The sequence below is a fragment of the Devosia riboflavina genome (assembly GCF_000743575.1).
Classification (GTDB): domain Bacteria; phylum Pseudomonadota; class Alphaproteobacteria; order Rhizobiales; family Devosiaceae; genus Devosia; species Devosia riboflavina.
Map to the genome: position 1 here is coordinate 15389 of NZ_JQGC01000001.1, position 25341 is coordinate 40729.

The following is a 25341-nucleotide window of genomic DNA, read 5'->3' on the forward strand; positions in this document are numbered from 1 at the left end:
CTCCCCTTCGGGCGGTGGCTGTAGGCAGGCGATGTGACAATCGTGTAACGGCAAGGCCGGCTGCGGGTCTGCCTGGCCTCCGAAGCCAGGAATTCGCACGTCGATCCTCCGTCACGCAACCTTCGCCTTAGCGTTAAGAAACCGTCAGCTCTGCCGCGTACATCGACCGGGCAATGCAATTACAATTGCAGGGAGAGATCATGTCACGCAGTTTGCACATTTCGATTGCAGCCAGCTTCGTCGCCCTGGCCGCCTCCACCATCGCCGCCCAGGCGCAGACCACAGTCAGCTTTTGGCACAGCTTCAACAATCGAGCCGGTGAAGCTCTCGAAGAAATCATCGCCAACTACGAAGCCGCCAATCCGGACGTCGACATCCAGGGTGAGTATGTCGGCAACTACAACGACATCGTCGCTCGCCTGCAGGCCGCCATTCCTGCCAACCGGGCGCCCGCCGCAGTGATCCTGGAGGTCACGCGCTACGGGCTCTTTGCCGATGGCGGTGTGCTGGTGGACCTCACGCCCTATTTCGAAGCCGACCCGCTCAAGGACGTGCTCTATGATTATGCTCGCGAAATCGGGGTCATAGGGGACAAGAACTATACCGTCCCGTTCAACTCCTCGACCCCGATCCTGTATTACAACAAGGACATTTTCGCCCGCGCCGGCATTGAGGGCGAGCCCGACCTCGGCACTTTCGACGAGATCCTCAAGGCTGCCCAGACAATCACCGAAACGCTTGGATCAGAGGGCATCACTGGAATCGCCGCACCCGGCCAGTTCGCACGCTGGGGCCTCGTCATGGCCAATGGCAGCGACCTCATCGATTCCATGACCGGCGAAATCCTGCTTGATGATCCCAAGACCATCGAGGCCTACGAATGGATGGCATCCCTCGTGGATGAGCACAAGGTAGCCTCGGCCGACGGTGTCACCGAGGAAGACAACGGACGTGACGCGTTCCTCGCCGGCAAGGTCGGCATCATGATGAACTCGACCGGCAACTATGTCGGCGCCCGCGAAGCTCTCGGCGATAACCTCGGCGTTTTGCCCATGCCCTGCAATCCCGATTGCTCCGTGCCGATCGGCGGCGCCGGCATCGGCATTCTTGCCAGCGCTCCGCAGGACGTCCAGGACGCGGCCTATGATTTCGTGAGCTATGCCGCCTCGGCCGAAGCCAACGCCATCTGGTTTGCCGCGACCGGCTACCTGCCGATCAACAAGAACTCGGCCGAACAGCCTGTCGCCGCCGAAGCACTGGCCAACCAGCCGGGCATCGACGTAGCGATCAAGTCCCTTCCCTATGCCCACGGCCGTGCCCGCACCCCGGTGGTGACCTGGATGCGCACTACCGAGTACGATGTGTGGCAAGCGATGGCCTTGGGCCAGACCCCCGTGGAAGCGGCGATGACCAAATTCGCTGAAGACACCCGTGCTGAGGAAGCCCGCATCAGCAACTGATCCTCTGCCAGATGGGCGGCGGGCCATTTCCGGTCCGCTGCCCTCCCAGGAGCCTGCGAAATGTCCAAGCTCACGCCCTATCTGCTGGTCGCGCCGCTTGTCGCCTTCATCGCGATTTTTACCTATGTCCCGATCGTTTCGAGCGTCGACCTCAGCTTCCGCTCCTGGAACTTCATGTCGCCGGAAATGCCGTTCGTCGGCTTTTCCAACTATGCGCGGCTCTTTGCCTGGGACGACTTTTGGGATTCGCTCAAGGTCACGACGATCTTTGCGGTCATATCGGTGCCGATCAGGCTGGTGCTGGCCCTGGCCATCGCGAGCTACCTCAAGCGCGAAACGCTGAGCTCGCGAGTCTTGCGCGGGGCCATGTTTCTGCCGACCATCACTTCGACGGTCTCGATCGCGGTTGTCTTTTCCTGGGTATTCTCCACCGACTATGGTCTCGCCAACGGCCTACTGACCGCCATGGGGCTGGGCAAGGTACCGTGGCTGCAGGACCCGAGCGTGACGCTCCTCGTCCTCATCTTCATCAACACCTGGAAGCAGCTTGGCTACGACGTCATCATCTATATCGCCGGGCTGCAGGCGGTGCCTCAGGAGCTCTACGACGCTGCCGCCATGGACGGGGGACGGCGCTTCCAGGTGTTCCGGCGGGTCACCGTGCCGCTCATTATGCCCACGACCTATTTCCTGCTGGTGATCTCGGTCATCGAGGCCTTCCAGATTTTCACCATCATCAACGTGATGACGCGCGGCGGGCCGGCGGGAGCGACCGACATGCTGGTGCACCTGCTTTATCGCACCGGCTTCGTGCTCTTCGATATCGGCACGGGCTCGGCGCTCGCCATCATCCTTTTCGTGCTGCTGATCGGGCTGGCCCTGGTCAAGGCGCGGGCCCTCGGCGCCAAGGTGCACTATGAAGCTTAGGCAAAACGCAACGACCGCGCTGGCGCTCGTTGCCGGGCTCCTGTTCCTGTCGCCGGTCCTCTACTCGATCTGGATGTCGTTCCAGACGGCGCAGTCCTATTATCGCGGCGGCTTCGAATTCAGCCTGGGCAACTATGGGACGGCGGTCACCAAGTTCAATTTCGCCCGCTACCTCGTCAACTCGATCATTGTGTCGGGCATGGTGACGCTGGTGGGGCTGGCGGTTTCGACGACGGCGGCGTTTGCCTTCGCGCGCTTCGACTTCAAGGGCCGCGACCTGCTCTTCGGGATCACGGTGGCGACTTTGATGATCCCGAGCCACATCACGCTCATTCCGAACTATCTGACCCTGGCGCGGGTCGGCCTGCTCGATACCTATGCCGGGCTCATTTTGCCCGCGATCTCCAACGGCTTTGCCGCGTTTTTCCTGCGCCAGTACATCCGCGGCATTCCGCGCGCACTCGATGAGGCAGCTTACATGGACGGGGCACGGCCGCTGCAGGTCCTGTGGCGGGTGATCGTGCCGATCTCGCGGCCCGCCATCTTCTCGATGGGGCTCTACATCTTCCTTGGCGAGTGGAACAACTACATCTGGCCGCTCGTCGCGGTAGGCAAGGAAGACCTCTATACGCTGCAACTCGGGCTCGCCAGGCTCTACAGCGTCAACCCCGGTGAAGGATTGATCGACTGGCCGCTGGTCATGGCGGCCTCGACCATCACCATCCTGCCGGTCCTGTTCGGCTTTTTCCTGGTGGAGCGGCATCTGGTGCGCGGCATCACCATGGGCGCCGTCAAATGATACAAGGACAAAGACGATGACACGCATCGCATCCCATCGCGGCGGCACGCTCGAATTTGGCGACAGCACGCCCACCGGATTTCGCAAGACGGCGCAGATGGCGCTCGAGGAGGTCGAATTCGACGTCCATCCGACACGCGACGGCGCCATCATGGTCCATCACGATGCAACGCTCGAGCGCACCACCGACAAGACCGGGGCGATCGCAACGCTGAGCGAAGCCGAGGTGCGGGCCGCGACCATCAATTACAGCGGCGGCGAGCATCCGCTCTCGCTGGACGAGCTTTGCGACATCTATCGCGACAGCACGGTCGAGTTCCGCTGCGAGATCAAGCCGGATGCCGAAGGCCGCGCCTACAGTAACTTCGTGCCAGGGGTCGTCGATACCTTGCGCAAAGGCGGTATGCGGGAGCGGACGCGGTTCTCGTCGTTCCTGCTCGATACGCTGGTGGAGCTCGGTGCGGTGACGCAGCGGCCCTGTCTCTGGCTGGTTAGCCCGCAGGTCTTGCGGCTCGTCGGCAGAACCGCGCTCTTTGAAATAGTGCGCGCGCGCTCGATATCCGAGATCGGGGTCCACATCGACGAGGCGGACGCCGAGCTGATGGCGGCGGCCAACGACGCGGGAATCGCTTTTGGATGCTGGGCAGCACATACGGCCGAACAGATCGAAAAGGCACTTGGGCTGGGGATCAAGGTCTTCACGACCGACCGGCCGAGCCTGGCCATTGCTCTGCGCGACAATCGAGCGGGGAGGCAGCCGGCATGAGCGCCATAGCGCTACGTAACGTCCGTAAGGCTTATCACGGCGGTCCGACGGTGCTCCACGATCTGTCGATGGCAATCGAAGCCGGGGAGTTCATCGTTATCGTCGGCCCCTCCGGATGCGGCAAGTCCACGCTTTTGCGCCTCATTGCCGGGCTCGAGCGCGCCGATGGCGGCGATATCGAAATCGGCGGCACCCGCGCCAACGACTTGCCGCCGCAGGACCGCGATATTGCGATGATCTTCCAGAACTATGCGCTCTACCCGCATATGAGCGTGCGCGAGAACATCGCCTTCGGGCTCGAACTGCGCGGCGTGCCCAAGCGCGAACGCAACGCGCGCGCCGAGAGCGTCGCCGGGATGCTGCAGCTCGACCCCTATCTCGAGCGCAAGCCGGGCGCACTCTCGGGCGGGCAACGCCAGCGCGTGGCCATGGGCCGGGCCATGGCGCGCAAGAGCTCCATCTTCCTGATGGACGAGCCGCTCTCCAATCTCGACAATGCATTGCGCATCGCCATGCGCACTGAAGTCAAGGAACTGCATCGCCAACTTGGTGCCACCATGGTCTATGTGACCCACGACCAGACCGAGGCCCTGTCGCTGGCCGATCGCATCGCCGTGATGAAGGACGGGCACCTGTTGCAGTTCGATACGCCTGAGGCGATCTATGATCGGCCGGCGCACCGGTTCGTCGCCGGGTTCCTTGGCGTGCCGCCGATGAACTTTCTGTCGGCAAAAGCGGTGCCGGGCTATTCGGGACCCGAGGGACTGACCATAGGCCTCCGCCCCGAGCACCTGTCCATTCATGCCGGGGAGCCGGCGGCCAACGGGCTGGGTGTGCGGCTCCTGCTCTCGGAAATGACCGGGGCGACGGTCATCCTTCATTGCGAGAGTGCCGCCGGGCGTATCACGCTGAACTGCGCGCGCAAGGACATGCCACAGGGGAGCGATGCCCTGTGGGTAAATCTCGAGCTTTCGCATGCGCTCTATTTCGATGAAGACGGCAAGCGTGTTGAATTGTCCTGAAGGCAGGAAGCACACCTGCGTCCCTTTTCATCCAGGCCGGGATCGTCCGTGATCGAAACGAAAGATACGGTTTCCGAGGCATTGCGGAACCTCATCGCACGCAATTCGACGCGACTGACGCGGGCGGACGAGCGCCTGCTCGAAGTCCTCACCCAGGACCCGGTGCGCGCTGCCATCGACAATGGCGCGGCTGTGTCGTCCCGGGCGGGCGTTCATCCGGCATCGGCGGTTCGCCTGGCGCGCCGGCTTGGCTTTTCCGGCTATCCAGAATTTCGCACCTTCATCCAGTCGAGCCTGATCGCGGGCGGGGGCGACCTCGACAGTCCCGCTGCGCGAATGGCGGCGCGACTCGTCAAGGCGGACGACGGCGGCGTTCTCTCTTCGATCCTCGACAGCGAAATCGCCGCACTCGAGCAGGTCCGCCAGCGCGTATCGGGCGGTGACATCCGCCGATTTGCCGAGTGCATCCGCGAGAGCCGGCGCGTTTTCGTCTTCGGGCGCGGACATTTTGCCTCTCTCTCGGCCCTGGTGACCTTGCGCCTCAATCGCTCTGGCTATCCTTGCGTCGATCTCGGCAGTCACATGCACCAACTCCCCGAGGTGTTGAGCCAGATGACGCGCAAGGACACGCTCTGGCTTTTCTCCTTCCGCCGATCGGTGCCGGTGCTGAACGAGATCAGGGCCATCGCGCATTCGGCCAAGGCTACGACCATGGCGATTACCGACCTGAAGGGCGTACTGATCAGCCCCCCGCCCGACCACCACATCGCTGTCTCGCGCGGGGCTGTGGGTGAGTCGCAGTCGCTCGTCGTTCCCATGACGATCGCCAATGCCATCATCCTCGATCTTGCCTCGATCGATGAAGGTCATTCGATCCGCTCCCTTGAGCGGTTCAAGGCCTTTCGCACCCAGAGCGGCCTCTCACGCTCTCTGACCTGAGGCGTTACGGGCAGCTAAGCGCCCCCATTCCGGCCGGTAAAGTGGGTCGGATGGGATCCCGAGAGCTGCCTTTTAGAGCTGCAAGTATTCACGGCAAGTGCGATGCGGTTCGCTGTGTGTTCGCTTTTGAGCAGGCGGCGACTGTCTGCGGACAGCGAATACCAGATGTGGAGAACCGGGATGCGCGGTTTGAGCAGCAACGGCCAAAAAAGAGCTTTAACGACCGCCATCCAAGATAACTGGCAACCCAAACCTGAATCAACCAGCCTGGCCGGCCACCAGAGAAAATCGTGCCAGATACAGGATCGGCTACAAGGATGAATACGGGGCTTCCGCCTCAAATGTGACCGCTCAACACTGGTCGCAGCGATCGACTAATTGTTGCGAAAAGACAGGCGCACCAATTGACCGTTCATCACCGCATTCTGGCATTCCAGCAATTGGCCGTTGTCGATCCGTCCGGTAGAGGCCACGACCAGGATCGGCGCATTTGCCGGACTCTGCAGCAATTCTGCCTCCCGCTCACTCGGCAAGCGGGCGCTGACCGTTGTCGAGACACGCCGCAACTGTCCCAGCCCCTCATTGCGAACGATCCGCGTCAGGGAGTCGGTTTCCGCCAGCCTTGCCTGGAGGTTGTCCACCAGGTCGGCCCGAATATGACGGACGGTAAGGATGAACGGCATGTCATTGCCCGTGATGAGCGCGGTTACCCGCAGCAGCGGCATTTCCGGCGCAATGGCAAGGTTGGCTGCCAGTTCCGTGTCGGCTGACACCATGGTGTAATCGAGGACCTGCATGCTTGATCTCACCCCCTGACCATCTAGGACATCCCTGAAGCGCGATGTTGCATCGACCTCGTAGGTTATGCCGGTCGGCATCACGAAGGAGCCACGCCCGTTGATACTGCGGATCAATCCATCCTGAGACAGGGCCAGATAGGCGCGCCGGACCGTATTGCGGCTGACATTGTGAGATGCCGAAAGCTCAAATTCGGGTGGCAATTGGCTGCCTGGGCGCAACTCACCCACAATGATCGCCTTGCGCAGTGCATCATAGACGCGGAACCACTGAGCCGCCATGAACTCTCCCCGACAAATTTCTTGAGCTGTACCTACAGCTGTCACGCGCGTTACACAATGACGTCCTAGACAGATCACGTCACGGCGAACGGCTCCCCTGCGCGCCCGACCATCACTGAACATAGCAAATTCGCAACCGAAGCGTCGGGCGCCATGTGCGTCCGTCTGCGCAGCGGTGTGCGCTTTTACAGCCACTTGGCATTCCGAGAGGAGACACCATGACTGATCTCAATCGTCGCACTGTCCTGACCCTGGGGGCCGCGACAGCCGCCGCATTGGCGTTGCCGCGCGCTGTCTTTGCCCAGGCTGACGACCGCCCGGAAGTCACCGTGGCCGTGCAAAAGGTTTCCAATTCCAACACGCTCGAAATGCTGTCGGAACAGTCCAATGTCGGCGCCCGCATCTATACCAGCTATGCCGAGCCGCTGATCGGTACCGACTGGGTTGGCGACATGTCGCTCAAGCCATCGATCGCCACATCCTGGAACCGGATCGATGACTATACGATCGAGGTCGAGCTGCGCGACGACGTCAAGTTCCACAATGGCGACCTGCTGACGGCCGAAGACGTGGCCTTCACCTTCGGTCCTGACCGCATGTGGGGCGGTGGCACGATTGAAGTGCCCGAGGCAGTCATTGCCGCGTCGCGTCGCTCGCTGCCGGCCTTTGATCGTGTCGAAATCCTCTCGCCCACCAAGGTGCGCTTTCACAATTCGATCATCGACCCCGTGCTTGAAGGGCGTCTTGCCAGTGCCATCGGCATGGTCGTGAACAAGCGTGCATTCCTTGAGACCGGCGACTGGATGACCTGGGCCCGCATGCCCATCACCACCGGCCCCTATCGCATCGCCGACTTCCAGGCCGACTCCGTGCTTAGCCTCGAAGCCTTTGATGATCATTGGGATGGTCGCCCGCCGCTGAGCAAGCTGCGCTTCGTGGAAACACCCGAAACCGCATCGCGCATCAACCTGCTGCGCTCGGGCGGTGCCGATTTTGCCTGCGATATTCCGCCCGACCAGATCGCGACCGTTGAAGCCGACAGCCGTTTCGAAGTCGTCGGCGGCCCGATCAACAACTCGCGCTACACCATCTTCAACAAGTCCCACCCGGTACTGGCCAATCCGCTGATCCGCCAGGCCCTGACCCATTCGGTGGATCGTGACCTGATCGTGGAAGCCCTCTGGGGCGGCCGCACGACCGTGCCACGGGGCCTGCAGTGGGAATTTTACGGCGACTTCTACATCGCCGACCATGAAAACCCCGCCTACGACCCCGACAAGGCTCGTGCCCTGCTGGCTGAAGCGGGCTATGCCGGCGAAGCCATCCCCTATCGCGTGCTGAACGACTACTACACCAACCAGACCTCGACCGCCCAGATCAACACCGAGAACTGGCGCGCCGTGGGGCTCAATGTCGAGCTGCAGATGGTCGAAAACTGGGGCCAGATCAGCGAAGGCGAACCGGCCACCCGCGGTATCCATGACTGGTCGGCGGCTGCCTCCCTGCCGGATCCCTGCGTGCAGATGCCAGGCTCCTGGGGCCCCACCAGCAATGGCTGGCGGAATGGCCAGTGGACCAACGAGGAATTTGGCCCGCTCTCTAACGAACTCGAAACCAGCACCGACAAAGCCCGTCGCATCGCAATCTGGCGCCGCATGCTGCAGATCATCGAGATCGAAGATCCCGCTTACGTCGTCCTGCATCGCAACGCCTCCTTCACGGCCAAGCGCAAGGACATCCAGTGGACGGCCGCCCAGTCCTTCGTCATGGACTTCAGCCGCCACAACTGGGGCGCGTGAGCCATGGCTTTCGTCCAGATCCGCGACATGTCGGTGGCCTTCGGCTCGGCCCCGGCTTTGCGTGGCATCAGCCTCTCGGTCGAGCGTGGTGAAGCGCTCGGCCTGGTCGGCGAGTCAGGCTGTGGCAAGTCCATAACCTGGCTGGCCGCCCTTGGCCTGTTGCCGCGGTCGGCCAAGGTGGGCGGCTCCGTGCTGCTCGATGGGGTCGAACTCATCGGCGCATCGCCATCGGTGCTGGAGCCGGTGCGGGGCGGACGCATCGCCATGATCTTCCAGGACCCGGCCTCGAGCCTCAATCCTGTCCATCGCATTGGCCACCAGATTGCCGAGGCGCTGGCCCTCCATCGCGGGCTGACCGGCGCGCCAGCCCGCGCCGAAGTCATCCGCCTGCTCGACCAGGTCGGCATTCCCGACGCCAAGACCCGCGCTAACGCCTATCCGCATGAACTCTCGGGCGGCCAGAACCAGCGCGTCATGATCGCCATGGCCTTGGCGGGCGAGCCCGAATTGCTGGTGGCCGACGAGCCAACGACGGCGCTCGATGTCACCATTCAGGCGCAGATTCTGGACCTCTTGGGCACCATCCGCCGCGATACCGGCATGGGGCTGGTCCTGATTTCCCATGACCTGGGCGTGGTCTCGGAAACCTGTTCACGCATCGCCGTCATGTATGCCGGCCGCATCGTCGAACAGGCCGAAAGCGCCGCGATCTTTGCCAATCCCAGTCACCCCTATACTCGCGGCCTGCTTGGCGCAATGCCGCCGATCAGCGGTCCGCGCCAGAAGCTGGTGTCCATTCCCGGTAGCGTTCCGGAGGCTTCGCGCATGCCACAGGGCTGTGCCTTTGCGCCGCGTTGCAGCGAGGCCATTGCCGACTGCACGCGCGTTGATCCGGCCGCCGTCACTGTCGAGGCCAACCATCTTGCCGCCTGCATCAGGGCCACACCGGCCAAGACCGGCACCCGAACCCCCGAAAGGGTCCTGGCATGACCGCATCCCAAATGCCGCTGCTGAGTGCGCAAGACCTGGCGCGCACCTATAGTATTCGCCGGGGCATGGCCGGTCGCGTCACCAATGTACGGGCCGTCGACGGGGTCACTCTCACCATAGCGCGTGGCGAGACCCTGGGGCTGGTCGGCGAATCCGGCTGCGGCAAGTCGACCACCGCTCGTCTGGTGCTCGGGATCGAGCGGCCAGATGAAGGTCAGGTGCGCTTTGACGGCGCCCCCATGCCCGGCTCGGGCAGCCCGGGCTGGGCCGCCTTGCGCAAGCGCATGCAACTGGTCTTCCAGGACCCGCTGAGCGCGCTCGACCGTCGCCTGCCGGTTGGCCTGCAGATCCGCGAACCGCTCGAAATCCACCGCATGGGTACCCCCGCCGAACAGAATGCCCGCGTTGCCGAAGTCATGGAAGAAGTGGGACTCCAGCCCCATCATGCCGACCGGCACCCCCATGCCCTGTCCGGCGGACAACGCCAGCGCGCCGTGATCGCCCGGGCGCTGGTGACCCAGCCAGATCTTCTGGTCTGCGACGAGCCGATCAGCGCCCTCGACGTCTCGATCCAGGCGCAGGTGATGAACCTTCTGGTCGAGCTGCAGGAACGGCTGGGCATGGGCATGCTGTTCGTCAGCCATGATCTGCGCGCCGTGCGCCAGATCAGCCATCGCGTCGCCGTCATGTATCTAGGGCGGATCGTCGAGGAAGGCGCGCCCGACGAAATCCTCCATGCGCCGGCCCATCCCTATTCGCAGGCCCTGGTCTCGGCCATTCCCCATCCGGGCAAGACCGCGCGGCGCATCGTGCTGCAAGGCGATCCGCCCAATCCGGCCGATCGTCCCCCCGGCTGTGCCTTTCATCCCCGCTGCCCGGTGACAGCGATGCGCTGCCGAACCGAAACGCCGCTGCTGAAGCCGCGCCCGAGCGATGGGCGCCGCGTCGCCTGCCACGTCGCGCAGGGCGAGGTCGCCCCCGGCCATGTCGGCCAATTGGAGCTGAGCTGATGTTGCATTATCTGGGCACGCGCCTGCTGCGCGCCACCGTCAGCGTGGTGATGGTCGTCACCTTCGTCTTCATCGTCCTGCGCATGTCGGGCGATCCTGCAGTCGTCATCATGGGCGCTGACGCGCCGCCGGAGGCCGTGGATGCCTTCCGCACCGCCTGGGGCCTCGATCAGCCGATCTGGGTGCAGTATCTGTCCTTTTTCAAGGCCATTTTCAGCGGCGATCTCGGCCAGTCGATGCGCGATGGGCGCGACGCGGTTGCCGTGGTGCTCGAACGCGTCCCGTCCACACTGGCCCTGACCGTGCCGGCCTTCCTGCTCAATGTGGGCATCGGCATTCCCGCCGGCGTCTATGCGGCCCTGCACCGCAACACCGCGATCGACCGCTTCGTCATGGTCATGGCCGTCACCGGCTTTGCCATGCCCTCCTTCATCCTGGCCATGCTGCTGGTGCTGGTGTTTTCGGTCAATCTGGGCTGGCTGCCATCGGCGGGCCAGGATTCCTGGCTCAATGCCATCCTGCCCATTGTCACCATGGGCTTTGGGGGCGCGGCCCTTTTAGCCCGCTTTACCCGCAGCGCCATGCTCGAAGTGCTCGGCCAGTCCTATATCCGCACCGCCAGCGCCAAGGGTCTCTCCTGGTCCGCTGTGGTCTGGCGGCATGCACTGCAAAATGCAGCCATCCCCACCGTCACCATTATCGGCTTCATGCTGGGCGGTCTGGTGGCCGGGGCGGTGGTGGTCGAAAGCGTCTTCTCCTGGCCCGGCGTCGGCCGCTTGCTGGTCGTCTCGGTCTCCAACCGTGACCTGGCGGTCGTCCAGGCCATCGTCCTGATGATCGCCCTGACCATGGTTGCGGCCAATTTCGTCGTCGACATTCTCTACGGCCTGCTCGACCCCAAGATGCAATCGCAGACGCGCGCGGCGCGCGCCTGACCGCCTCGACACTCACCCTCGGAGACCGCCTATGGCCGATATTCCATCCAGCGAGCTTGGCGCCGGACAAACCCTGGCCGTCCGCGCCCAGGCCCTGCTCGCCCAGTTCGGCAAGCTGCCGGTACTGATGCTGATTGCCGTCACCTGGCTCGGCTTCATGCTCGCCGTCGCCATTCTGGCTGACCTCATCACCCCCTATCCCTATACCCAGATGGACCTCCATAACCGGCTGAGCAGCCCGGTTTTCATGGGCGGCGACTGGGCTCATCCGCTGGGCACCGACGAGTTGGGCCGCGACGTGCTGTCCCGTCTGATCGCCTCGATCCGCATGAGCCTGCTCATTGCCTTCGGCGCCACGATCATCGGGGCCGTCATCGGGGTGACGCTGGGTTTCGTGGCGGCCCATTTCCGCGGCTTCATCGAGCAGATAGTTCTGGCCCTGGTCGACTTTTCAGCGGCCATCCCCTTCCTGGTCCTGGCGCTGGCGGTGTTGGCCTTCTTTGGCAATTCGATCGTGCTTTTCGTGTGCCTGCTCGGTCTGCATGCCTGGGAGCGCTATGCCCGTATTGCGCGAGGCCTCGCGATCAGCGGCAATGCCCAGGGCTATTCGGCGGCCGTGCACCAACTGGGAGCCTCGCCCCTGCGCCTCTATGGTCGGCACATCCTGCCCAATATCGCCTCGACGCTCATCGTCTCGATGACCCTGGCCTTCCCCGAAATCATCCTGCTCGAAAGCGGGCTTTCCTTCCTGGGCCTGGGCGTGCAGCCGCCCAATACCTCGCTGGGCAATATGGTCGGCTTCGGGCGTGAATATCTCTCGAGCGCCCCCTGGATCATGCTGGCCCCCGCCTTTGTCATCACCATCACCGCGCTGTGCATCTCGCTTGTCGGCGACGGCCTGCGCGACAAGCTCGACCCCACCCTCACCTGATTTACCCCCCGGCCCCGACGGCCGGTTACGAAAGGACGCGACTATGACTGATCTGCCTATCGTTGGCGCCGCCATGACGTTGAAGGACGTCGAAATCAACCGCAACTGGTTGCTGGAAAAGCCACGTGACCTCGAACTGCAGGACTTTGTTCCGGCCGAAGTGCTCGCTGGCGACTGGCAGAGCGTGGCCACCGAAGCCCGCCGCCTGCTCGACGGCCACCAGGGGCGCCTGGGCATTCATGGTCCCTTCATGGGCCTCAACGTCGCCTCCTCCGACCCGGATATCCGCGCCGTCGTCGCCAAGCGCATGGATCAGGCGCTCGATGTTGCCGAGGCGCTCGAAGTCACGCAGATCGTCATCCACAGCCCCTATTCGACCTGGATGCACAACAATCTCGACAACTGGCCCGAACAACGCCAGCAGGTCATCAACCTGACCCATGAGACGCTTGGTGCCGCCGTCAAGCGCGCCGAGAACCAGGGCTGCGTCTTCGTACTTGAGAACATCGAGGACAAGGACCCCGCCGACCGCCGCAAGCTGGTGGAAAGCTTCAATTCGACCGCCTTTGCGCTGTCGATCGACACCGGCCATGCAGCCTATGCCTATGGCTCGACGGGCGCCCCGCCGGTCGACTATTTCGTGCAGGATGCCGGCGAGATGCTGGCCCATGTCCACCTGCAGGACGCCGATGGCTATGCCGACCGCCACTGGCCGCTGGGCTATGGCAACGTCAACTTCCGCGCCATCTTCGCCAACCTCGCCAAGATCACCTCCAATCCGCGCCTGATCATTGAAATCCGCGATAAATCCCAGATCCAGGCCTCCGCCGCCCACCTCGCTGCCCTCGGCCTGGCCCAATAGAAAACTCGATCACCTCAATCGCCAAGACCCAGGTCTTGGCGATTGACCGGGCCAGCCGTCGAACATTCAACACGGCTTCTGCCCATTGGAGAGCAGACCCAACTGTTCCAACAGCGTCATTGACGATTTGAGATTCTTCCCGCCGTCCAACGGTGGATCGAGTATTCGGTCTTCTGCGAGAGCTATGCCACGTGCCGGTGTCTGCTGGTCGGATCTCGTGTCCACCCGGACCCGGAAGTTGAAAGGGCAGCTATGGCAACCAGAAAGCCAGAAGCCGCCAGGCGGCTCCCGGCCCCATTGCATCCCCTGACCACCCCAACATCGCAGGTCAAGCGTTAGGCCTACCCGTGGACCCGTGGACCCGTGGACCCGTGGACCCGTGGACCCGTGGACCCGTGGACCCGTGGACCCGTGGACCCGTGGACCCGTGGACCCGTGGACCCGTGGACCCGTGGACCCGTGAAAAGTTGAATAAGAGCAGGGCAGTCAAGGGATATTCGCGATCAGGTGAAGTTCCCGTCGTCCTGGGCACGATTGGCGGCAGCACTGTTGTATCCCCCCTTGCGCCGAAGATAGTCTGAGAAGCGCGTTGCCCGAGAGAAGACACCTGGGCGGCCTGCCTTTTTCAATCCCTCGTCAATATAGCCAGCGATCAGAGCATTCATCGTCGTGCCTTCCATGTGGGCCTGAAGCTTGAGGTCCAGGACAATCACATCCGGCAACCTGATCCTGACCTCCCTGACGATCTCGGTCTTTTGAGAGACACAGTTCTGCTCGATGTCCATAGGATCGGTCATCACGCCACCTTGCGCTTTTCTGCTTCGGTGAAGATGGCGGCGAGCAGCTTGCGCATCTCCCGGTCCCCGATATCTCCAGGCAGATATTCGGAAACACCGAGCCCCTTCTCCATGGCGTCGATATATTGCACCCGGCGCCCGACGACCGCGGGCAGGACCGCGCCCTGCTCGGCGTATCGATCGACATAAAACTGCGTACGCGGCAGGTTCCCCCGAACGATCAGGTTCAGGACGACGCTGCCCGGCGTCCTGGAAACGCCCCACAACCTGCGGATCGGTTCCGTCGCCTTGAGGTCCAGAGGCGAGGGCTGGCTCGGCGTCAGCATGAAATCCGCCAGGTCCACCGCCCGCTTCATGCCCAGAGCATCGCGCCCGGCGGTGTCGATGACGATGAACTCGAACCCGTTCTTCTCGGCCCAATCGATCGCTTCCCCGATCCGGGCGAGACTGGCCCGGCGCACGAGCGGACCCTCCCGCTTGACACCGCGGGCTTCAGCCCAATGCACACAAGACTGCTGACCGCTATCACCATCGATATCGGTGTCGAAGATGACGGTCTTCAAACCACAGCAATGGGCCGTGACCGCGACGTTGACACCCAGGGTGCTTTTGCCGGTGCCGCCTTTGGACGCGGCAAGGAGCAGCACGAAGCGCTTGAACGAGGGCGGCAGGGCAATCGGGTTTTCAGGCTGTGGATGACGCATAACCAACTTCTCCATTAACGAATCGCATGATATACGAATTTCTGCGACTCACAAAGACCGATGCCATGGATCTGCTGTCCTCTCTCCATCAGGCCCGCGAAAAGGCCATGCCGTGGCGTATCCTGGCTGGGCGATTGGCGCAGTTGGAAGCGAGTGCACCGCTGGCGCCGGATGGCCAACCCTGGATTCGTGCGGTCGAAGCCATATCGGGATTTTCGGCCAATCATCTCCGGCGCATGAGCAAGGCTTCGTCCTTGATCGAGGTTATGGTGCAGCGCTGGCCAGATCATGCGGGCATTTTGAATGCGCTGTCCTTTACCCATTCCGAGGTTCTGGGCCGGCTTTGGGAAGCCGATGCGGCCGCAGTTGAACACCTGCTCAAGGCCGAGCGCTGGCCGAGTTATGGCGCGCTCCTGGCGCAATACGAGAAGGCACGATCCCGGCGTTCGGCCCCCAACGCGGCGGGCAAGCTGGCCCTGGGCAATTTTCGGGACCGCGTGAATAGCTTTCTCGAGCAAAAGTCGAGTCTAGCTCTATTCGATCGGGTACCGCACCATCCCTATCTCAAACCGGACTTTCTGGCCTTTCTGCCCAACGGCCAGATCATTGCCTGGGACTGTATGCTCATGCCTGAAAAGGTCGATCAGGAAGCCCTGCATAGACGCTTTGCCGCTTGGGCGACGGAAGCGAGCTTCGTCACCGAGTTCTGGATTGCCGTGCAGCATGATCGTGGCATGGACCACATGCATCGCTGCATAATGGATCTGGACCTCAAGAATATCGGTGTCATGGCTTTCGGTGGATCGGGCGCGGTCATATCGCCCCATGGCCCGCCGGCGCCGGATCGCCGGAAGTCGGCTGTCAACACCGCCTTTGCCCCATCCTTGCAGTCGCGAGGCGATAGCCGAAATTAAAGGCGCGGGATTCTTGCTGCTCACGCGGTTACAGTCGAGTCAACGGTAACATAGCCGGCGAGCCAAAATGACCGAGACCTCATCCTATCCTGAATGCCTGCGCCGTCCCGATGCTGGCGGCCATGTGCAGACGCGGACGACGAAGACCGAAACCCGCTATCGGAAGCGCTATCAGGGGATGGCGAAGACCTGGCGCCGCCGGCATCGGGTGGACGTGGTGACCCCGTTCGAGCTGGCAACCGATATCGGTTACCGGTCATCCGGCCTGAGCCGGAACACACTCAAACAATACCATGCCGCCATTCGTCAGCACCTGCGGGATCTCTGGGATGAGTGCGCCATCAGGTTCGACCAGGTCGCCCGCATCGATGCATTGCTGCGCCAGCAGGCGCCCATGCCGAAAGCGACGACGGGCAAGGCGGGCCACAAGACCTCGGCCGGTCGCGCCAAGTCAGTAAAGCCGGAAACCCTGTCCGCGCTGGTCACCGAACTGCTCCTGCGCCCGACCGCGATCCGCCGTATCGCCGCCGCCCTGCTCGAATATGGCGTCGACCTGGCCACGCGCCCCGGCGAGTTCCTGACCATGCGGGAGGACCCTCGCGGCCAGCTCTGGGTTCGCTCTGCAAAATATTCCGAGACCAACGGAAAAGGCTTGCAGCCGCTCCGCATGCTCGTCGTCGACAATCTCGATCCTTTCGAGATTGACGAACTCAAGGAGATCGCCGCCCTGCTTCTGGCCGAGCGCGCCACGGGTGCAACGACCGCCAGCCTGCTGCGCCGCTGCCAGCATGCCATTCGCGAGGCCCGCAAGGCCGTTGGCGGCCGCTCCAGGCGGGTCACCGCCTATACCGTTCGCCATCAGGCCCGCGCCAATATGTCGGCAATGGGCATGTCGCCCGAAGAGGTCGCCGTGGTCATGAACCATGCCAGCGCCATGACGGCACAATCCCACTATGCGCCGGCGCGCAGCGCCTGGAAGGGTGCGGTGGGTGCAAAACCGCCTGCGGTAGAACCCGAACTGGTCGCCAAGGTTCGACCGGGCAATAGATCGCGGGGCTGGGCTATGCAGGTGTCGGCCGGACCGAAGCCGATGTGAGTGAACGTGGTGAATGCGGGCGGGAAACAAACCGTTAATGACGGCAACAGCCTTTGCTTGCCCTGGACCCGGCGATTGCTATGGTGCAGGCGTCGATCTTTTCCCAGGATCGATGGACATGGTTGGCGACCGCATGAAGCGGCCGCCACCGGGACGGCAATCCCGGCAGCGACCTGGCCATGATCAACTTCTGCTTACACAGAGGCTTTACATGGTTATCCTTCTTCTGAACGCGCCATCGCGCGTCGTCAATGACGTGTCCGTCACGTCGAACTCCCCGTTCTTTACCATCGTCATTCGCACCGTCGTGCCTGGTGCCCCCTGCCCTGCCGGTCGGGAGTAAGGTCATGAAGATCGTTGCTCTGATCGAAGATGGCCTTGGCCATCGCCATCTCGTCGCGTCCCGATCCCCGGACCTGTTGCGTCGCGAACTCGCGGCCCGAACCAGAACCGCCATGCTGATCTGGTGCGCGGTGCCACCGGAATACCATAGCGCCGCAACCATCGTGACCAAGGCCATGGACCGCCTCGGCGCCGATGGGCCGGAGGCGCTTGCCGCCATCCCCGTGAACCGCATCGTGAAAGTTCTGGTGGACCTGTGTGTCACCGAGCCGCGGCGCACGGCGCGCTGGCGTCGGATCAAGCGTCGGGTACGCGAAATCGGCCAATGGTTTCCAGGCAACTGGCGAGGCGCCGCCCCTGCCGAGCATCTGCGCAGCCCCAGCGCCTGACCGCTGGGCAATGCCGTGGGTCTACGGCCCCACGGACCCGCGGACCAACGGACCAATGGACCAATGGACCAATGGACCGGCCGATCCCGTAACTTTCTGATTTTCTCTACAAAAATACGTTTGCCAGCCCGAAAATAATCGAGGACGCTGGATGTGCATCCGAGGGGTTGACCCTTCATCCCGCCGGGTGCCGCTCAGGGGCAGGTGCCGAAAACTTCCCGCGTCGGCCGGTGGTCGATCCCTGATGCGTAGGCCACCGGCTGGCGCGGGACTCCACGGTTTACATGGCGTCGAAACCCTCCGGCTCGCCGGCGCCATGTGCGGTTCGCACGCAAAGGCCGGTTCAGGAAGAAGAGCGCCTGTGCACCGGCGCAACCGCAAAGACCGTCATCGACATGACGGTCATCCTCGACCTCGTCATCGGGCCTGAAGTGTCCGTTGCCGAAGCCGATCTTTATCTGCACTGGGCCAGTGATCTGCTGACCCCGGCAAAGGATGATGACGATGACACCAGCTAGGCAGACCGTACCGAAGGCTTCTCCGAACAGGCTTCGGGCTGTCGGCTATTGCCGCGTCAGCACCAAAAGACAGGCCGATCACCAGATCTCGCTCGAAGAGCAGGAAAAGAAGATCGACGCGACCTGCGTACTGCGCGATGCCGATCTCATTGAGACCTTTGTCGAACCGGGCCTCACCGCTCGTGCCGACCGGCGTCCCGAACTCAAGCGCATGCTTGAATTTGCCTGCGACCCGGTCAACCGCATCGATCTCGTCATCGTCTACGCGTTCAGCCGCTTCTTCCGCAATGTCACTCAGTACCTCCAGTATAAGGAAAAGCTGAAGCAGGCCGGCGTTCGCCTGATCTCGGCGACTCAGGACATTCCGGAAGGCCCGCATGGCGAGTTGATGGAAACCATTCTCGCCGCCTTCGATGGCCACCAGAGCGAGGTCAATGCCGGTATCGTCCGCGACATGATGATGGCCAATGCCGAAGAAGGCTATTGGAACGGATCCGCTCCGCCTTTCGGCTATCGCACTAAGGTCGCCCTAGTATTGCGCCGCAAAGAAAAGAAGGTCCTCGAAATCGACGAGGAAGAGGCCGCCATCGTGAATAAGGCTTTCCGGCTTTACCTGCATGGTCATGCGGGCAATGGCCCCATGGGTATCAAGGCCATCACCACCCATCTCAACACCAAGGGATACCGCTATCGCGGCAAGGCCTTCTATACCGCTTCGGTCGAGCGCATCCTCAAGAACGAGGCCTATATCGGAATCCACTATTACAATCGCATCGATAGCCGGACGCGCAAGGAACGCCCGCCATCCGAGTGGATCAGGATGGACGTGCCCGTCATTGTCGACCAGGAAACCTTCGATGCCGTCCAGCGCACCCTTCAGGCGCGCAATCCCAGAAAGACCGCCCCTCGCGTCGTCACCGGTCCGACGCTCCTGACCGGGATTGCGGTCTGCGAGAAATGCGGACGCGGCATGATGCTGCGCACCGGCAAGGGCGGGCAATACAAATACCTGACTTGCGCCAAGAGCGCCACCGAGGGCACAGGCTGCGGCCATTCCATCCGCATGGACAAGGTCGATGAACTGGTCATCAAGGCCATGGAGGACCAGGTGTTCGCACCCGGCCGGCTCACCGCCATACTCGAAGCCATGACCGACCGCACTGACGATACGCGGCAACAGCTCGAAGCCGAAATCGACCGTCAGCGTGGGGCGATTGGCGAATCCCAGTCCCGGCTCGACCGTCTCTATGATGCCATCGAGGCCGGTGTCGCCGAAGTGCGGGACCCAAAGTTCAAGGCACGGGTTGATCTGGCCAAGCTCCAGATTCGGGAAGGAAACGCCAACCTCGAGGTTCTGCACCAGCGCCGGAGTGCCAAAGCCGAACTCTCGCCCGCTCTGGTGCGGCGCTTTTCCTCCAACATCCGCCGACGGCTTCGCGATGCTGATCCATCCTTCCGCCGGACATGGCTGCACATGTTCGTCAGCAAGGTCACCATCGGCAAGGATCGCATACGCATCTGCGGGCCTAAAGATCAGCTTTTGAAAGCTGTTTCGGATGGGGAGGATTCCGCTCGGGCGATGGTGCCCACTTTTGCCCGAGAATGGCGCACCCGGCGAGATTCGAACTCACGACCTCTGCCTTCGGAGGGCAGCGCTCTATCCAGCTGAGCTACGGGTGCATGCCGGATTCGGGCATGGCCCGAAGAATGGGCGCAAACTAGTCGAAGCTTGCCTTCGGCGCAACGGGGGAAATCCCGGCGCTTGATAAGTCCTGACAGGAACTGGCATCAGCCTATGGGAGAGCAGGATTTCGCCTTTGGAGAATTGCCGATGACCACTCTTCCCGGTCCTGATGGATTGCCCCGTTGCCGTTGGTGCTCGGGTGCACCAGAGTTTTTGCCCTACCATGATCATGAATGGGGTTTTCCCGTTGGCGACGATACCCGCCTCTTTGAAAAGCTATGTCTTGAGGGCTTTCAGTCGGGCTTGAGCTGGCGGACCATTCTCAACAAACGCGAGGCGTTCCGCGCCGGGTTTGCCGGCTTCAATATCGATAAGGTCGCGACCTTCACTGAAGTGGACATCGACCGCCTCCTGGCCGACAAGGGCATCGTGCGCCATCGCGGCAAAATCGAAGCGGCAATCAACAATGCACGGCGCGCCCAGGAGCTGATCAGGGAGGCTGGTTCGATTGCTGCCTATGTCTGGCGTTATGAAACGCCCGACGAAGCGCCGCCGCAGAGCCAGACCACCAGTCCGGCCGCCATTGCCCTTTCAAAGGACCTCAAGAAGCGTGGCTGGAAATTCGTCGGGCCGACGACGGTCTTTGCCTTCATGCAGGCCATGGGGCTCGTCAACGATCATGCCGTTGGCTGTATCAGCCGGGAGAAGGCGGCGCAGGACCGTGCGGCCTTCACAGTCCCCGGCCGCTGAAAGCGAAAACCGCGCCGCCCTTTTTGAGATGGCGCGGTTTGTTTATTCGGCGGGCTTGGCCGGCGTGGCCCCGGCCTCGTCGTGCTCATGATCATCCGGCGCCTTGGGCAGGAAGCGGCGGGTGAAGGCGCTAAAGCTGTCGATATAGGTGAGCAGCACCGGCACGACGAGCAAGGTCAGTGCCGTCGAGCTGACAAGACCGCCGATCACGGCATGGGCCATCGGCGCGTTCTGCCCGGAGCCTTCATGCAGGCTCAACGCCAGCGGCAGCATGCCGAAGATCATGGCGAGCGTCGTCATGATGATCGGGCGGAAGCGCGTCACCCCGGCTTCGACCAGAGCCTCATAGAGGTTCCAGCCTGCCTTGACGTGCTGGTTGGCGTTGTCGACGAGTAGGATGGCGTTCTTGACCACGAGACCCATCAGCATGATGAAGCCGATGGCCGAGAACATGTTGAGTGTCGATCCGCCAATCAGCAAGCCCACCATCACGCCGATCAGCGCGAGGGGCAGCGAACCCATGATGGCGATCGGCTGCAGGAAGCTGCCGAACTGGCTGGCGAGGACCAGATAGATGAAAATCACCGCCAACAGCAGCGCCGAGCCGATGGCGCCCATCGTGTCAGCGATCTGCTCGACTTCGCCGCCAAAGCTGCTGCGATAGCCCGTCGGGAATTCGAGGCTGTCAACGGCCGCCTGGAGCTGCGGCGTTACCGTGCCCAGTTCAACACCTGAGAGATAGGCCTCGACGGTCACACCACGCTGCAGGTCCTGGCGATTGATCGTCGCCGGCCCGGTGCTGGCAACGACTTCCGCCACCTGGCCAAGCGTGATCATGCCATTCGAACCCGTCGCGCCCGACTGGGCGATCGGCAGGTTGCTGATCGCATCGAGATCGTTGCGCAGGCTCTCCGGCAGCCGGACGACCAGCGAGGAAATCTCCCCGTTGGGCGCCGTCCAGTCCACGACTTCTTCGCCGCTGATCAGCGGCCCCATGGTCGCGGCCACCTGCGACATAGACACGCCCAGATTATTGGCCAGTTCGCGATCGACATTGATGCCGACGATCGACTGCGCGTCATCAAGGCTCGAGGTGATGTCGATGAGGCCGTCAATCTTTTCCATCTCCGCCATCAACTGGTCGGCGAGACGGCCAAGTTCAACGAAGCTATCGCCATAAAGCGTGATCGAAACCGGGGCAGTCGATTGACCGAGGCCAGAGGCCGCCGACACCTGGAACTTGGCGCCGGGCACGGCTTCGAGCAGGCGTCGCGCCTCAGGCATCAGGTCCTGCGGCGAGCGCGTACGCTCCTCGCTTGAAACCAGGGTCACGGTCAGCGTGCCGGTATTGGCGCCGCTCGAGGCAAGGCCACCGGCGATGGTCGAATAGGTCCGCTCGACTTCCGGGATCTGGCGCAGAACGGTTTCGGCCTGCCGCAGCTTTTGCGCCGTGTGTTCCTTGGTCGACCCGGCCGGCGTCTCGGCGGTGACGGTGAAGATACCCGTATCCGTTGCCGGCACGAATTCCACCCCAACCCGTGGGAAGAGAGCCAGCGCCCCCACCAGCGACAGCACGGCGATCAGCAACACCGTCTTGCGATATTTGAGGCCCCAGCGGATGAGGTGGCGATAGCCCTCGGTGACCCATTCGAAGAAGCGGTCGAACTGCTGGATCGCTCGGCCGACCGGTCCGCGTTTGACGTTGGGGTTGGATGCCGGATCGTACCACACGCTTGACATCATGGGGTCGAGAGTGAAGGCGACGAAGAGCGAGATCAGCACCGCAACCGAAACGGTGACGCCGAACTGCAGGAAGAACCGCCCCATGATGCCGTCCATGAAGGCGACGGGGAGGAACACGGCAACGATAGAGAGGGTCGTGGCGAGAACCGCCAACCCGATCTCGTTGGTGCCGTCAAAAGCCGCCTGACGGTGGTTTTTGCCCATGTGCAAGTGGCGCGTGATGTTTTCGCGCACCACGATAGCATCGTCGATGAGGATACCCACTGCCAGCGACAGGGCCAGCAGCGTCATCATGTTGAGCGTAAAGCCCAGGAAGTTGAGCGCCACCATGGTTCCGATGATCGAGATCGGCAGGGTAAGGCCGGTAATGACGGTCGATCGCCAGGAGTTGAGGAAAAGGAACACGATCACGACGGCGAGGATGGCACCTTCGATGAGCATGTTCTGAACTGCATGGAACGAGTCTTCTACCGGCTTGGCATTATCCACCACGACTTCGATATTGATGCCGGCGTTCGACAATTCGTTGGTGAGAAGGTTGTCGATGGTGCGACGGATGTTTTCCGCCACGCCAACCGTATTGGCGCCCTGGGTCTTGAGGATGTCGATCGCCAGAGCCCGCTCGCCATTGAGAATGGCAAGGCTCGAAGCTTCCCCGGTTCCGTCCTCGATCGTCGCCACATCGCGCAGGGTAACCGGCTGACCGCCCTGATTGCCGACGATGATGTCGTAGAAATCTTCCTGGTTCTCAAGACGTCCGAGCACCTGGATGGACTGCACAATGCTCCCTTCGGTGATCGAACCGGCGGAGAGGTCGCGGTTCGAAGCCTGCAGCGCCGAGATCACGGCATTGGGCGCGATGTTGTACGCCGTCAGACGATCGGGATCGATCTGGATATTGAGCTGTCGCGGCACGCCACCGACCACCGACGCGCTACCCACACCCGAAATATTGGAGAGGCGGGTGACGATAATGTCTTCGGTGAGAGAGGTGAGGTCACGGTCCGAAAGCGTGTCGGAGCTAACGGCGAGCGAGAGCACCGGCAATGCCGACGGGTCAAAGCGCAGCACGCGCGGATCGCCGGCATTGTCGGGCAAGTCCGCCTTGATCGGGTCGATCTTGTCGCGAACTTCCTGGGCCATCTGCTGGGAGTTCTGCTCAAGGTCGAAGATCATGAGCACCATGGCCTGGCCCGACTGGGCCGTAGACTGGATGGTGTCGAGACCCGCGAGCGTATTCACGGCGTCTTCGATAGGTTTGACGATGTCGGCTTCCACGGCCTCCGGAGAAGCGCCGGGGTAGCTGACCACCACGGCAACGACCGGAAAGTCGATGTCGGGCATCTGCTCGATGGGCAGGCGCTGGTACGAATAGACACCAAAGACCAGGATCGCGACCATGATCATGGTCGCAAAGACCGGATGGTTGACGCTGATGCGCGTGAGGAACATGACCGTCAGTCCTCTACTGTTTGATAGGCCGAACCAGCGGTGAGCTCGGTCAGCGGCGCAGAGACGATAACATCGCCCGCATTGAGGCCCGTCACTTCAACGATGGTGCCGCGGTTCCAGGCTTCCCCCGGTTCGACCGCCTGCCGGACGAGCGTGCCATTGTCGAGCCTGAGCACGAATTCGCCCTCGGCGTCTTCGCGCATCGCCGTTGCCGGCACTGCGATGGCGTCGGCCTTCTCGCTGACGGTGATCAGGCCGGTCGCAAACATGCCGCCGCGCAGGAGACCTGCGTCATTGTCGATCAGAACATAGATCGGAATGGTACGGGTACCCGTGGCGGCCACCGGATTGACGCGCGAAACCTCGCCTTCAAACGTCTGATTGGCGAGACCCGTCGCTGTCACTTCCACGGTCTGGCCCGGCGCCACGAGCGCGCTCGATGTCACCGAACCGGACGCCTGGAATTCCATGTCGTCGAGATTGACCACGGTAAAGAGTGCTGTGCCCGTCCCAATGGTCTGGCCGGCTTCAACAGAACGCTCGGAAACCACGCCGTCCATCGGAGCACGAACGGTGGCATTGCTCAACGCTAGCTCGGCCACCGACACGGCGGTCGAGAGCGCCGTCATATTGGCCTCAAGCGCCGCGGTAGCGGATCTCGCCTGTTCTAGCGCCGAAGGGCTCGTCAGTCCTTGGCGTGCCAGTTCTTCAGTGCGCTCAAGCTGCTGCTGCGAAGAGACCAGTTGCGCGCGCGTCGCATCGGCCGTCGCTCGCTGCTGCGCCAATTGCAATGAGAGATTGGCCGGATCGATCTCGACCAGCACCTGACCCTCTTTGACACTATCGCCGGGCCGAACCGCAACGCTCAGAACGCGACCAGCGGCCTGTGCCGCCACAACAGCCTGCTTGGAGGGCACCAGCGAACCGGTAACCCGCACCGTCTGGCGCAGAACCTGCGGCGCAATCGTCGTTGTCTCGGATGACAAAAGCTGCCGCACGACCGGCGCTTCTTCTGCAACCTGGACAGGCGCGGGCGCGGGCGGACGCGTCAAGAAGAACACGACGCCGCCGACAACGATCAGCCCGAGCACGATCCATGGCCCGATCCGCCGTTTGGGCTTGAGGCCCTCGGCGACCCGGCGGGCGTTTTCTTTTTCCCGCTTGCTTTGTGCCCATTCGGGCTTTTCATGGGCTGTGGTCATGGAGAGTGTCCTGATAAAATGGGGTCGATTGATAGTCTATCGGCCTGTGGGCACTGGCCTATCGGGGCATAAATGGGCGGAGGGAGCGCGAGGGCGGCGTCGCCCGGCGCAGATGTCGCAAACTGTCGGCCAAGGCTGTGTCCAGTCCAGGATTGGCGCAAGGTCCGGAGAACCGGCCGCCGCGGTGTCAAAATGCTCGCATCGGGGTCCTTTTCCATTGTCCATATTGCC

Annotated in this window: 22 protein-coding genes, 1 tRNA gene and 1 pseudogene; 18 read left to right on the forward strand and 6 right to left on the reverse strand. The window is 62.5% G+C overall.

Annotated elements, in window-relative coordinates; all coding sequences use genetic code 11:
- Nucleotides 1-200 precede the first annotated feature (200 nt).
- From JP75_RS00075 to JP75_RS00100, 6 genes are read left to right on the forward strand one after another with little or no spacing between them, the layout of a single operon-like run.
- Nucleotides 201-1460: an ABC transporter substrate-binding protein gene (locus tag JP75_RS00075; RefSeq protein ID WP_035077466.1), complete on the forward strand. Its 1260-nt coding sequence runs from the start codon at nucleotides 201-203 to the stop codon at nucleotides 1458-1460.
- Nucleotides 1461-1520: 60 nt separating this feature from the next.
- Complete coding sequence (locus JP75_RS00080) at nucleotides 1521-2387, forward strand: carbohydrate ABC transporter permease (RefSeq protein ID WP_035077469.1); 867 nt, start codon at nucleotides 1521-1523, stop codon at nucleotides 2385-2387.
- Complete coding sequence (locus JP75_RS00085) at nucleotides 2377-3186, forward strand: carbohydrate ABC transporter permease (RefSeq protein ID WP_035077473.1); 810 nt, start codon at nucleotides 2377-2379, stop codon at nucleotides 3184-3186. The genes JP75_RS00080 and JP75_RS00085 overlap by 11 nt, the downstream gene beginning before the upstream one ends.
- 16 nt (nucleotides 3187-3202) lie before the next feature.
- Nucleotides 3203-3952: a glycerophosphodiester phosphodiesterase family protein gene (locus JP75_RS00090; protein ID WP_035077477.1), complete on the forward strand. Its 750-nt coding sequence runs from the start codon at nucleotides 3203-3205 to the stop codon at nucleotides 3950-3952.
- A complete protein-coding gene (locus JP75_RS00095) occupies nucleotides 3949-4974 on the forward strand; it encodes an ABC transporter ATP-binding protein (RefSeq protein WP_035077480.1) in 1026 nt (341 codons plus the stop codon). The genes JP75_RS00090 and JP75_RS00095 overlap by 4 nt, the downstream gene beginning before the upstream one ends.
- A 48-nt stretch (nucleotides 4975-5022) precedes the next feature.
- Nucleotides 5023-5913 carry a MurR/RpiR family transcriptional regulator gene (locus JP75_RS00100; RefSeq protein WP_341872252.1) on the forward strand — a complete coding sequence of 297 codons (891 nt, stop codon included), beginning with the start codon at nucleotides 5023-5025 and terminating at the stop codon, nucleotides 5911-5913.
- Nucleotides 5914-6287: 374 nt separating this feature from the next.
- Here the strand turns inward: JP75_RS00100 and JP75_RS00105 are convergent, their stop codons facing one another.
- The gene (locus tag JP75_RS00105) at nucleotides 6288-6992 is read right to left on the reverse strand and encodes a GntR family transcriptional regulator (protein WP_035077483.1); all 705 of its coding nucleotides are present in this window, start codon (nucleotides 6990-6992) and stop codon (nucleotides 6288-6290) included.
- Nucleotides 6993-7210: 218 nt separating this feature from the next.
- Here JP75_RS00105 and JP75_RS00110 point away from each other — a divergent pair, with 218 nt between their 5' ends.
- The 6 genes from JP75_RS00110 (at nucleotide 7211) to JP75_RS00135 (ending at nucleotide 13519) form a co-directional block, all read left to right on the forward strand.
- Nucleotides 7211-8791 carry an ABC transporter substrate-binding protein gene (locus JP75_RS00110; protein WP_035077486.1) on the forward strand — a complete coding sequence of 527 codons (1581 nt, stop codon included), beginning with the start codon at nucleotides 7211-7213 and terminating at the stop codon, nucleotides 8789-8791.
- A 3-nt stretch (nucleotides 8792-8794) separates the two neighbouring features.
- Nucleotides 8795-9781, forward strand: a complete 987-nt coding sequence (locus JP75_RS00115; RefSeq protein ID WP_035077489.1) for an ABC transporter ATP-binding protein — start codon at nucleotides 8795-8797, stop codon at nucleotides 9779-9781.
- Nucleotides 9778-10791 carry an ABC transporter ATP-binding protein gene (locus JP75_RS00120; protein WP_035077492.1) on the forward strand — a complete coding sequence of 338 codons (1014 nt, stop codon included), beginning with the start codon at nucleotides 9778-9780 and terminating at the stop codon, nucleotides 10789-10791. Before JP75_RS00115 ends, JP75_RS00120 begins: the two co-directional genes overlap by 4 nt.
- Entirely contained in the window at nucleotides 10791-11726 is a 936-nt protein-coding gene (locus JP75_RS00125; protein WP_035077495.1) for an ABC transporter permease, read from the forward strand. Before JP75_RS00120 ends, JP75_RS00125 begins: the two co-directional genes overlap by 1 nt.
- Before the next feature lie 127 nt (nucleotides 11727-11853).
- Nucleotides 11854-12657: an ABC transporter permease gene (locus JP75_RS00130; RefSeq protein WP_244446232.1), complete on the forward strand. Its 804-nt coding sequence runs from the start codon at nucleotides 11854-11856 to the stop codon at nucleotides 12655-12657.
- Between the two features lie 43 nt (nucleotides 12658-12700).
- Nucleotides 12701-13519: a sugar phosphate isomerase/epimerase family protein gene (locus tag JP75_RS00135; RefSeq protein ID WP_035077498.1), complete on the forward strand. Its 819-nt coding sequence runs from the start codon at nucleotides 12701-12703 to the stop codon at nucleotides 13517-13519.
- A gap of 503 nt (nucleotides 13520-14022) precedes the next feature.
- Here JP75_RS00135 and JP75_RS00140 read toward each other — a convergent pair.
- Nucleotides 14023-14316 (reverse strand): hypothetical protein, encoded by a 294-nt coding sequence (locus tag JP75_RS00140; protein WP_035077500.1) that lies wholly within the window; start codon nucleotides 14314-14316, stop codon nucleotides 14023-14025.
- Entirely contained in the window at nucleotides 14316-15020 is a 705-nt protein-coding gene (locus JP75_RS24970) for a division plane positioning ATPase MipZ (RefSeq protein WP_051960026.1), read from the reverse strand. Before JP75_RS24970 ends, JP75_RS00140 begins: the two co-directional genes overlap by 1 nt.
- A 65-nt stretch (nucleotides 15021-15085) precedes the next feature.
- On the opposite strand from JP75_RS24970, the gene JP75_RS00150 reads away from it, so the two are divergent.
- From JP75_RS00150 to JP75_RS27320, 5 genes and pseudogenes are all read left to right on the forward strand, one after another.
- Nucleotides 15086-15934 (forward strand): hypothetical protein, encoded by an 849-nt coding sequence (locus JP75_RS00150; RefSeq protein WP_152565680.1) that lies wholly within the window; start codon nucleotides 15086-15088, stop codon nucleotides 15932-15934.
- A 67-nt stretch (nucleotides 15935-16001) separates the two neighbouring features.
- Entirely contained in the window at nucleotides 16002-17030 is a 1029-nt protein-coding gene (locus JP75_RS00155) for a tyrosine-type recombinase/integrase (protein WP_035077504.1), read from the forward strand.
- A 211-nt stretch (nucleotides 17031-17241) separates the two neighbouring features.
- The gene (locus tag JP75_RS27170; RefSeq protein WP_280113982.1) at nucleotides 17242-17373 is read left to right on the forward strand and encodes a hypothetical protein; all 132 of its coding nucleotides are present in this window, start codon (nucleotides 17242-17244) and stop codon (nucleotides 17371-17373) included.
- A gap of 4 nt (nucleotides 17374-17377) precedes the next feature.
- Complete coding sequence (locus tag JP75_RS00160; RefSeq protein ID WP_035077506.1) at nucleotides 17378-17761, forward strand: hypothetical protein; 384 nt, start codon at nucleotides 17378-17380, stop codon at nucleotides 17759-17761.
- Between the two features lie 504 nt (nucleotides 17762-18265).
- Nucleotides 18266-19318: pseudogene (locus JP75_RS27320) on the forward strand (recombinase family protein); the annotation flags it as partial.
- 564 nt (nucleotides 19319-19882) lie between these two features.
- On the opposite strand, the gene JP75_RS00175 reads toward JP75_RS27320, so the two are convergent.
- Nucleotides 19883-19959 (reverse strand) — tRNA-Arg (locus JP75_RS00175).
- A gap of 151 nt (nucleotides 19960-20110) precedes the next feature.
- Here JP75_RS00175 and JP75_RS00180 point away from each other — a divergent pair.
- Complete coding sequence (locus tag JP75_RS00180) at nucleotides 20111-20713, forward strand: DNA-3-methyladenine glycosylase I (RefSeq protein WP_035077512.1); 603 nt, start codon at nucleotides 20111-20113, stop codon at nucleotides 20711-20713.
- Between the two features lie 42 nt (nucleotides 20714-20755).
- Here JP75_RS00180 and JP75_RS00185 read toward each other — a convergent pair whose 3' ends face one another.
- Both JP75_RS00185 and JP75_RS00190 read right to left on the reverse strand, forming a co-directional pair.
- Nucleotides 20756-23908, reverse strand: coding sequence for an efflux RND transporter permease subunit (locus tag JP75_RS00185; RefSeq protein WP_035077515.1), 3153 nt, complete (start codon nucleotides 23906-23908; stop codon nucleotides 20756-20758).
- Nucleotides 23909-23913: 5 nt separating this feature from the next.
- Entirely contained in the window at nucleotides 23914-25110 is a 1197-nt protein-coding gene (locus JP75_RS00190) for an efflux RND transporter periplasmic adaptor subunit (protein WP_051960028.1), read from the reverse strand.
- Nucleotides 25111-25341: the final 231 nt, after the last annotated feature.

Excerpts from the sequence above, each read along its gene's own strand:
- JP75_RS00075 (WP_035077466.1), top strand. The coding sequence starts at position 201 with ATGTCACGCAGTTTGCACATTTCGATTGCAGCCAGCTTCGTCGCCCTG.
- JP75_RS00080 (WP_035077469.1), top strand. The coding sequence starts at position 1,521 with ATGTCCAAGCTCACGCCCTATCTGCTGGTCGCGCCGCTTGTCGCCTTC.
- JP75_RS00085 (WP_035077473.1), top strand. The coding sequence starts at position 2,377 with ATGAAGCTTAGGCAAAACGCAACGACCGCGCTGGCGCTCGTTGCCGGG.
- JP75_RS00090 (WP_035077477.1), top strand. The coding sequence starts at position 3,203 with ATGACACGCATCGCATCCCATCGCGGCGGCACGCTCGAATTTGGCGAC.
- JP75_RS00095 (WP_035077480.1), top strand. The coding sequence starts at position 3,949 with ATGAGCGCCATAGCGCTACGTAACGTCCGTAAGGCTTATCACGGCGGT.
- JP75_RS00105 (WP_035077483.1), bottom strand. The coding sequence starts at position 6,992 with ATGGCGGCTCAGTGGTTCCGCGTCTATGATGCACTGCGCAAGGCGATC.
- JP75_RS00110 (WP_035077486.1), top strand. The coding sequence starts at position 7,211 with ATGACTGATCTCAATCGTCGCACTGTCCTGACCCTGGGGGCCGCGACA.
- JP75_RS00115 (WP_035077489.1), top strand. The coding sequence starts at position 8,795 with ATGGCTTTCGTCCAGATCCGCGACATGTCGGTGGCCTTCGGCTCGGCC.
- JP75_RS00120 (WP_035077492.1), top strand. The coding sequence starts at position 9,778 with ATGACCGCATCCCAAATGCCGCTGCTGAGTGCGCAAGACCTGGCGCGC.
- JP75_RS00125 (WP_035077495.1), top strand. The coding sequence starts at position 10,791 with ATGTTGCATTATCTGGGCACGCGCCTGCTGCGCGCCACCGTCAGCGTG.
- JP75_RS00130 (WP_244446232.1), top strand. The coding sequence starts at position 11,854 with ATGCTGATTGCCGTCACCTGGCTCGGCTTCATGCTCGCCGTCGCCATT.
- JP75_RS00135 (WP_035077498.1), top strand. The coding sequence starts at position 12,701 with ATGACTGATCTGCCTATCGTTGGCGCCGCCATGACGTTGAAGGACGTC.
- JP75_RS00140 (WP_035077500.1), bottom strand. The coding sequence starts at position 14,316 with ATGACCGATCCTATGGACATCGAGCAGAACTGTGTCTCTCAAAAGACC.
- JP75_RS24970 (WP_051960026.1), bottom strand. The coding sequence starts at position 15,020 with ATGCGTCATCCACAGCCTGAAAACCCGATTGCCCTGCCGCCCTCGTTC.
- JP75_RS00150 (WP_152565680.1), top strand. The coding sequence starts at position 15,086 with ATGGATCTGCTGTCCTCTCTCCATCAGGCCCGCGAAAAGGCCATGCCG.
- JP75_RS00155 (WP_035077504.1), top strand. The coding sequence starts at position 16,002 with ATGACCGAGACCTCATCCTATCCTGAATGCCTGCGCCGTCCCGATGCT.
- JP75_RS27170 (WP_280113982.1), top strand. The coding sequence starts at position 17,242 with ATGGTTATCCTTCTTCTGAACGCGCCATCGCGCGTCGTCAATGACGTG.
- JP75_RS00160 (WP_035077506.1), top strand. The coding sequence starts at position 17,378 with ATGAAGATCGTTGCTCTGATCGAAGATGGCCTTGGCCATCGCCATCTC.
- JP75_RS00180 (WP_035077512.1), top strand. The coding sequence starts at position 20,111 with ATGACCACTCTTCCCGGTCCTGATGGATTGCCCCGTTGCCGTTGGTGC.
- JP75_RS00185 (WP_035077515.1), bottom strand. The coding sequence starts at position 23,908 with ATGTTCCTCACGCGCATCAGCGTCAACCATCCGGTCTTTGCGACCATG.
- JP75_RS00190 (WP_051960028.1), bottom strand. The coding sequence starts at position 25,110 with ATGACCACAGCCCATGAAAAGCCCGAATGGGCACAAAGCAAGCGGGAA.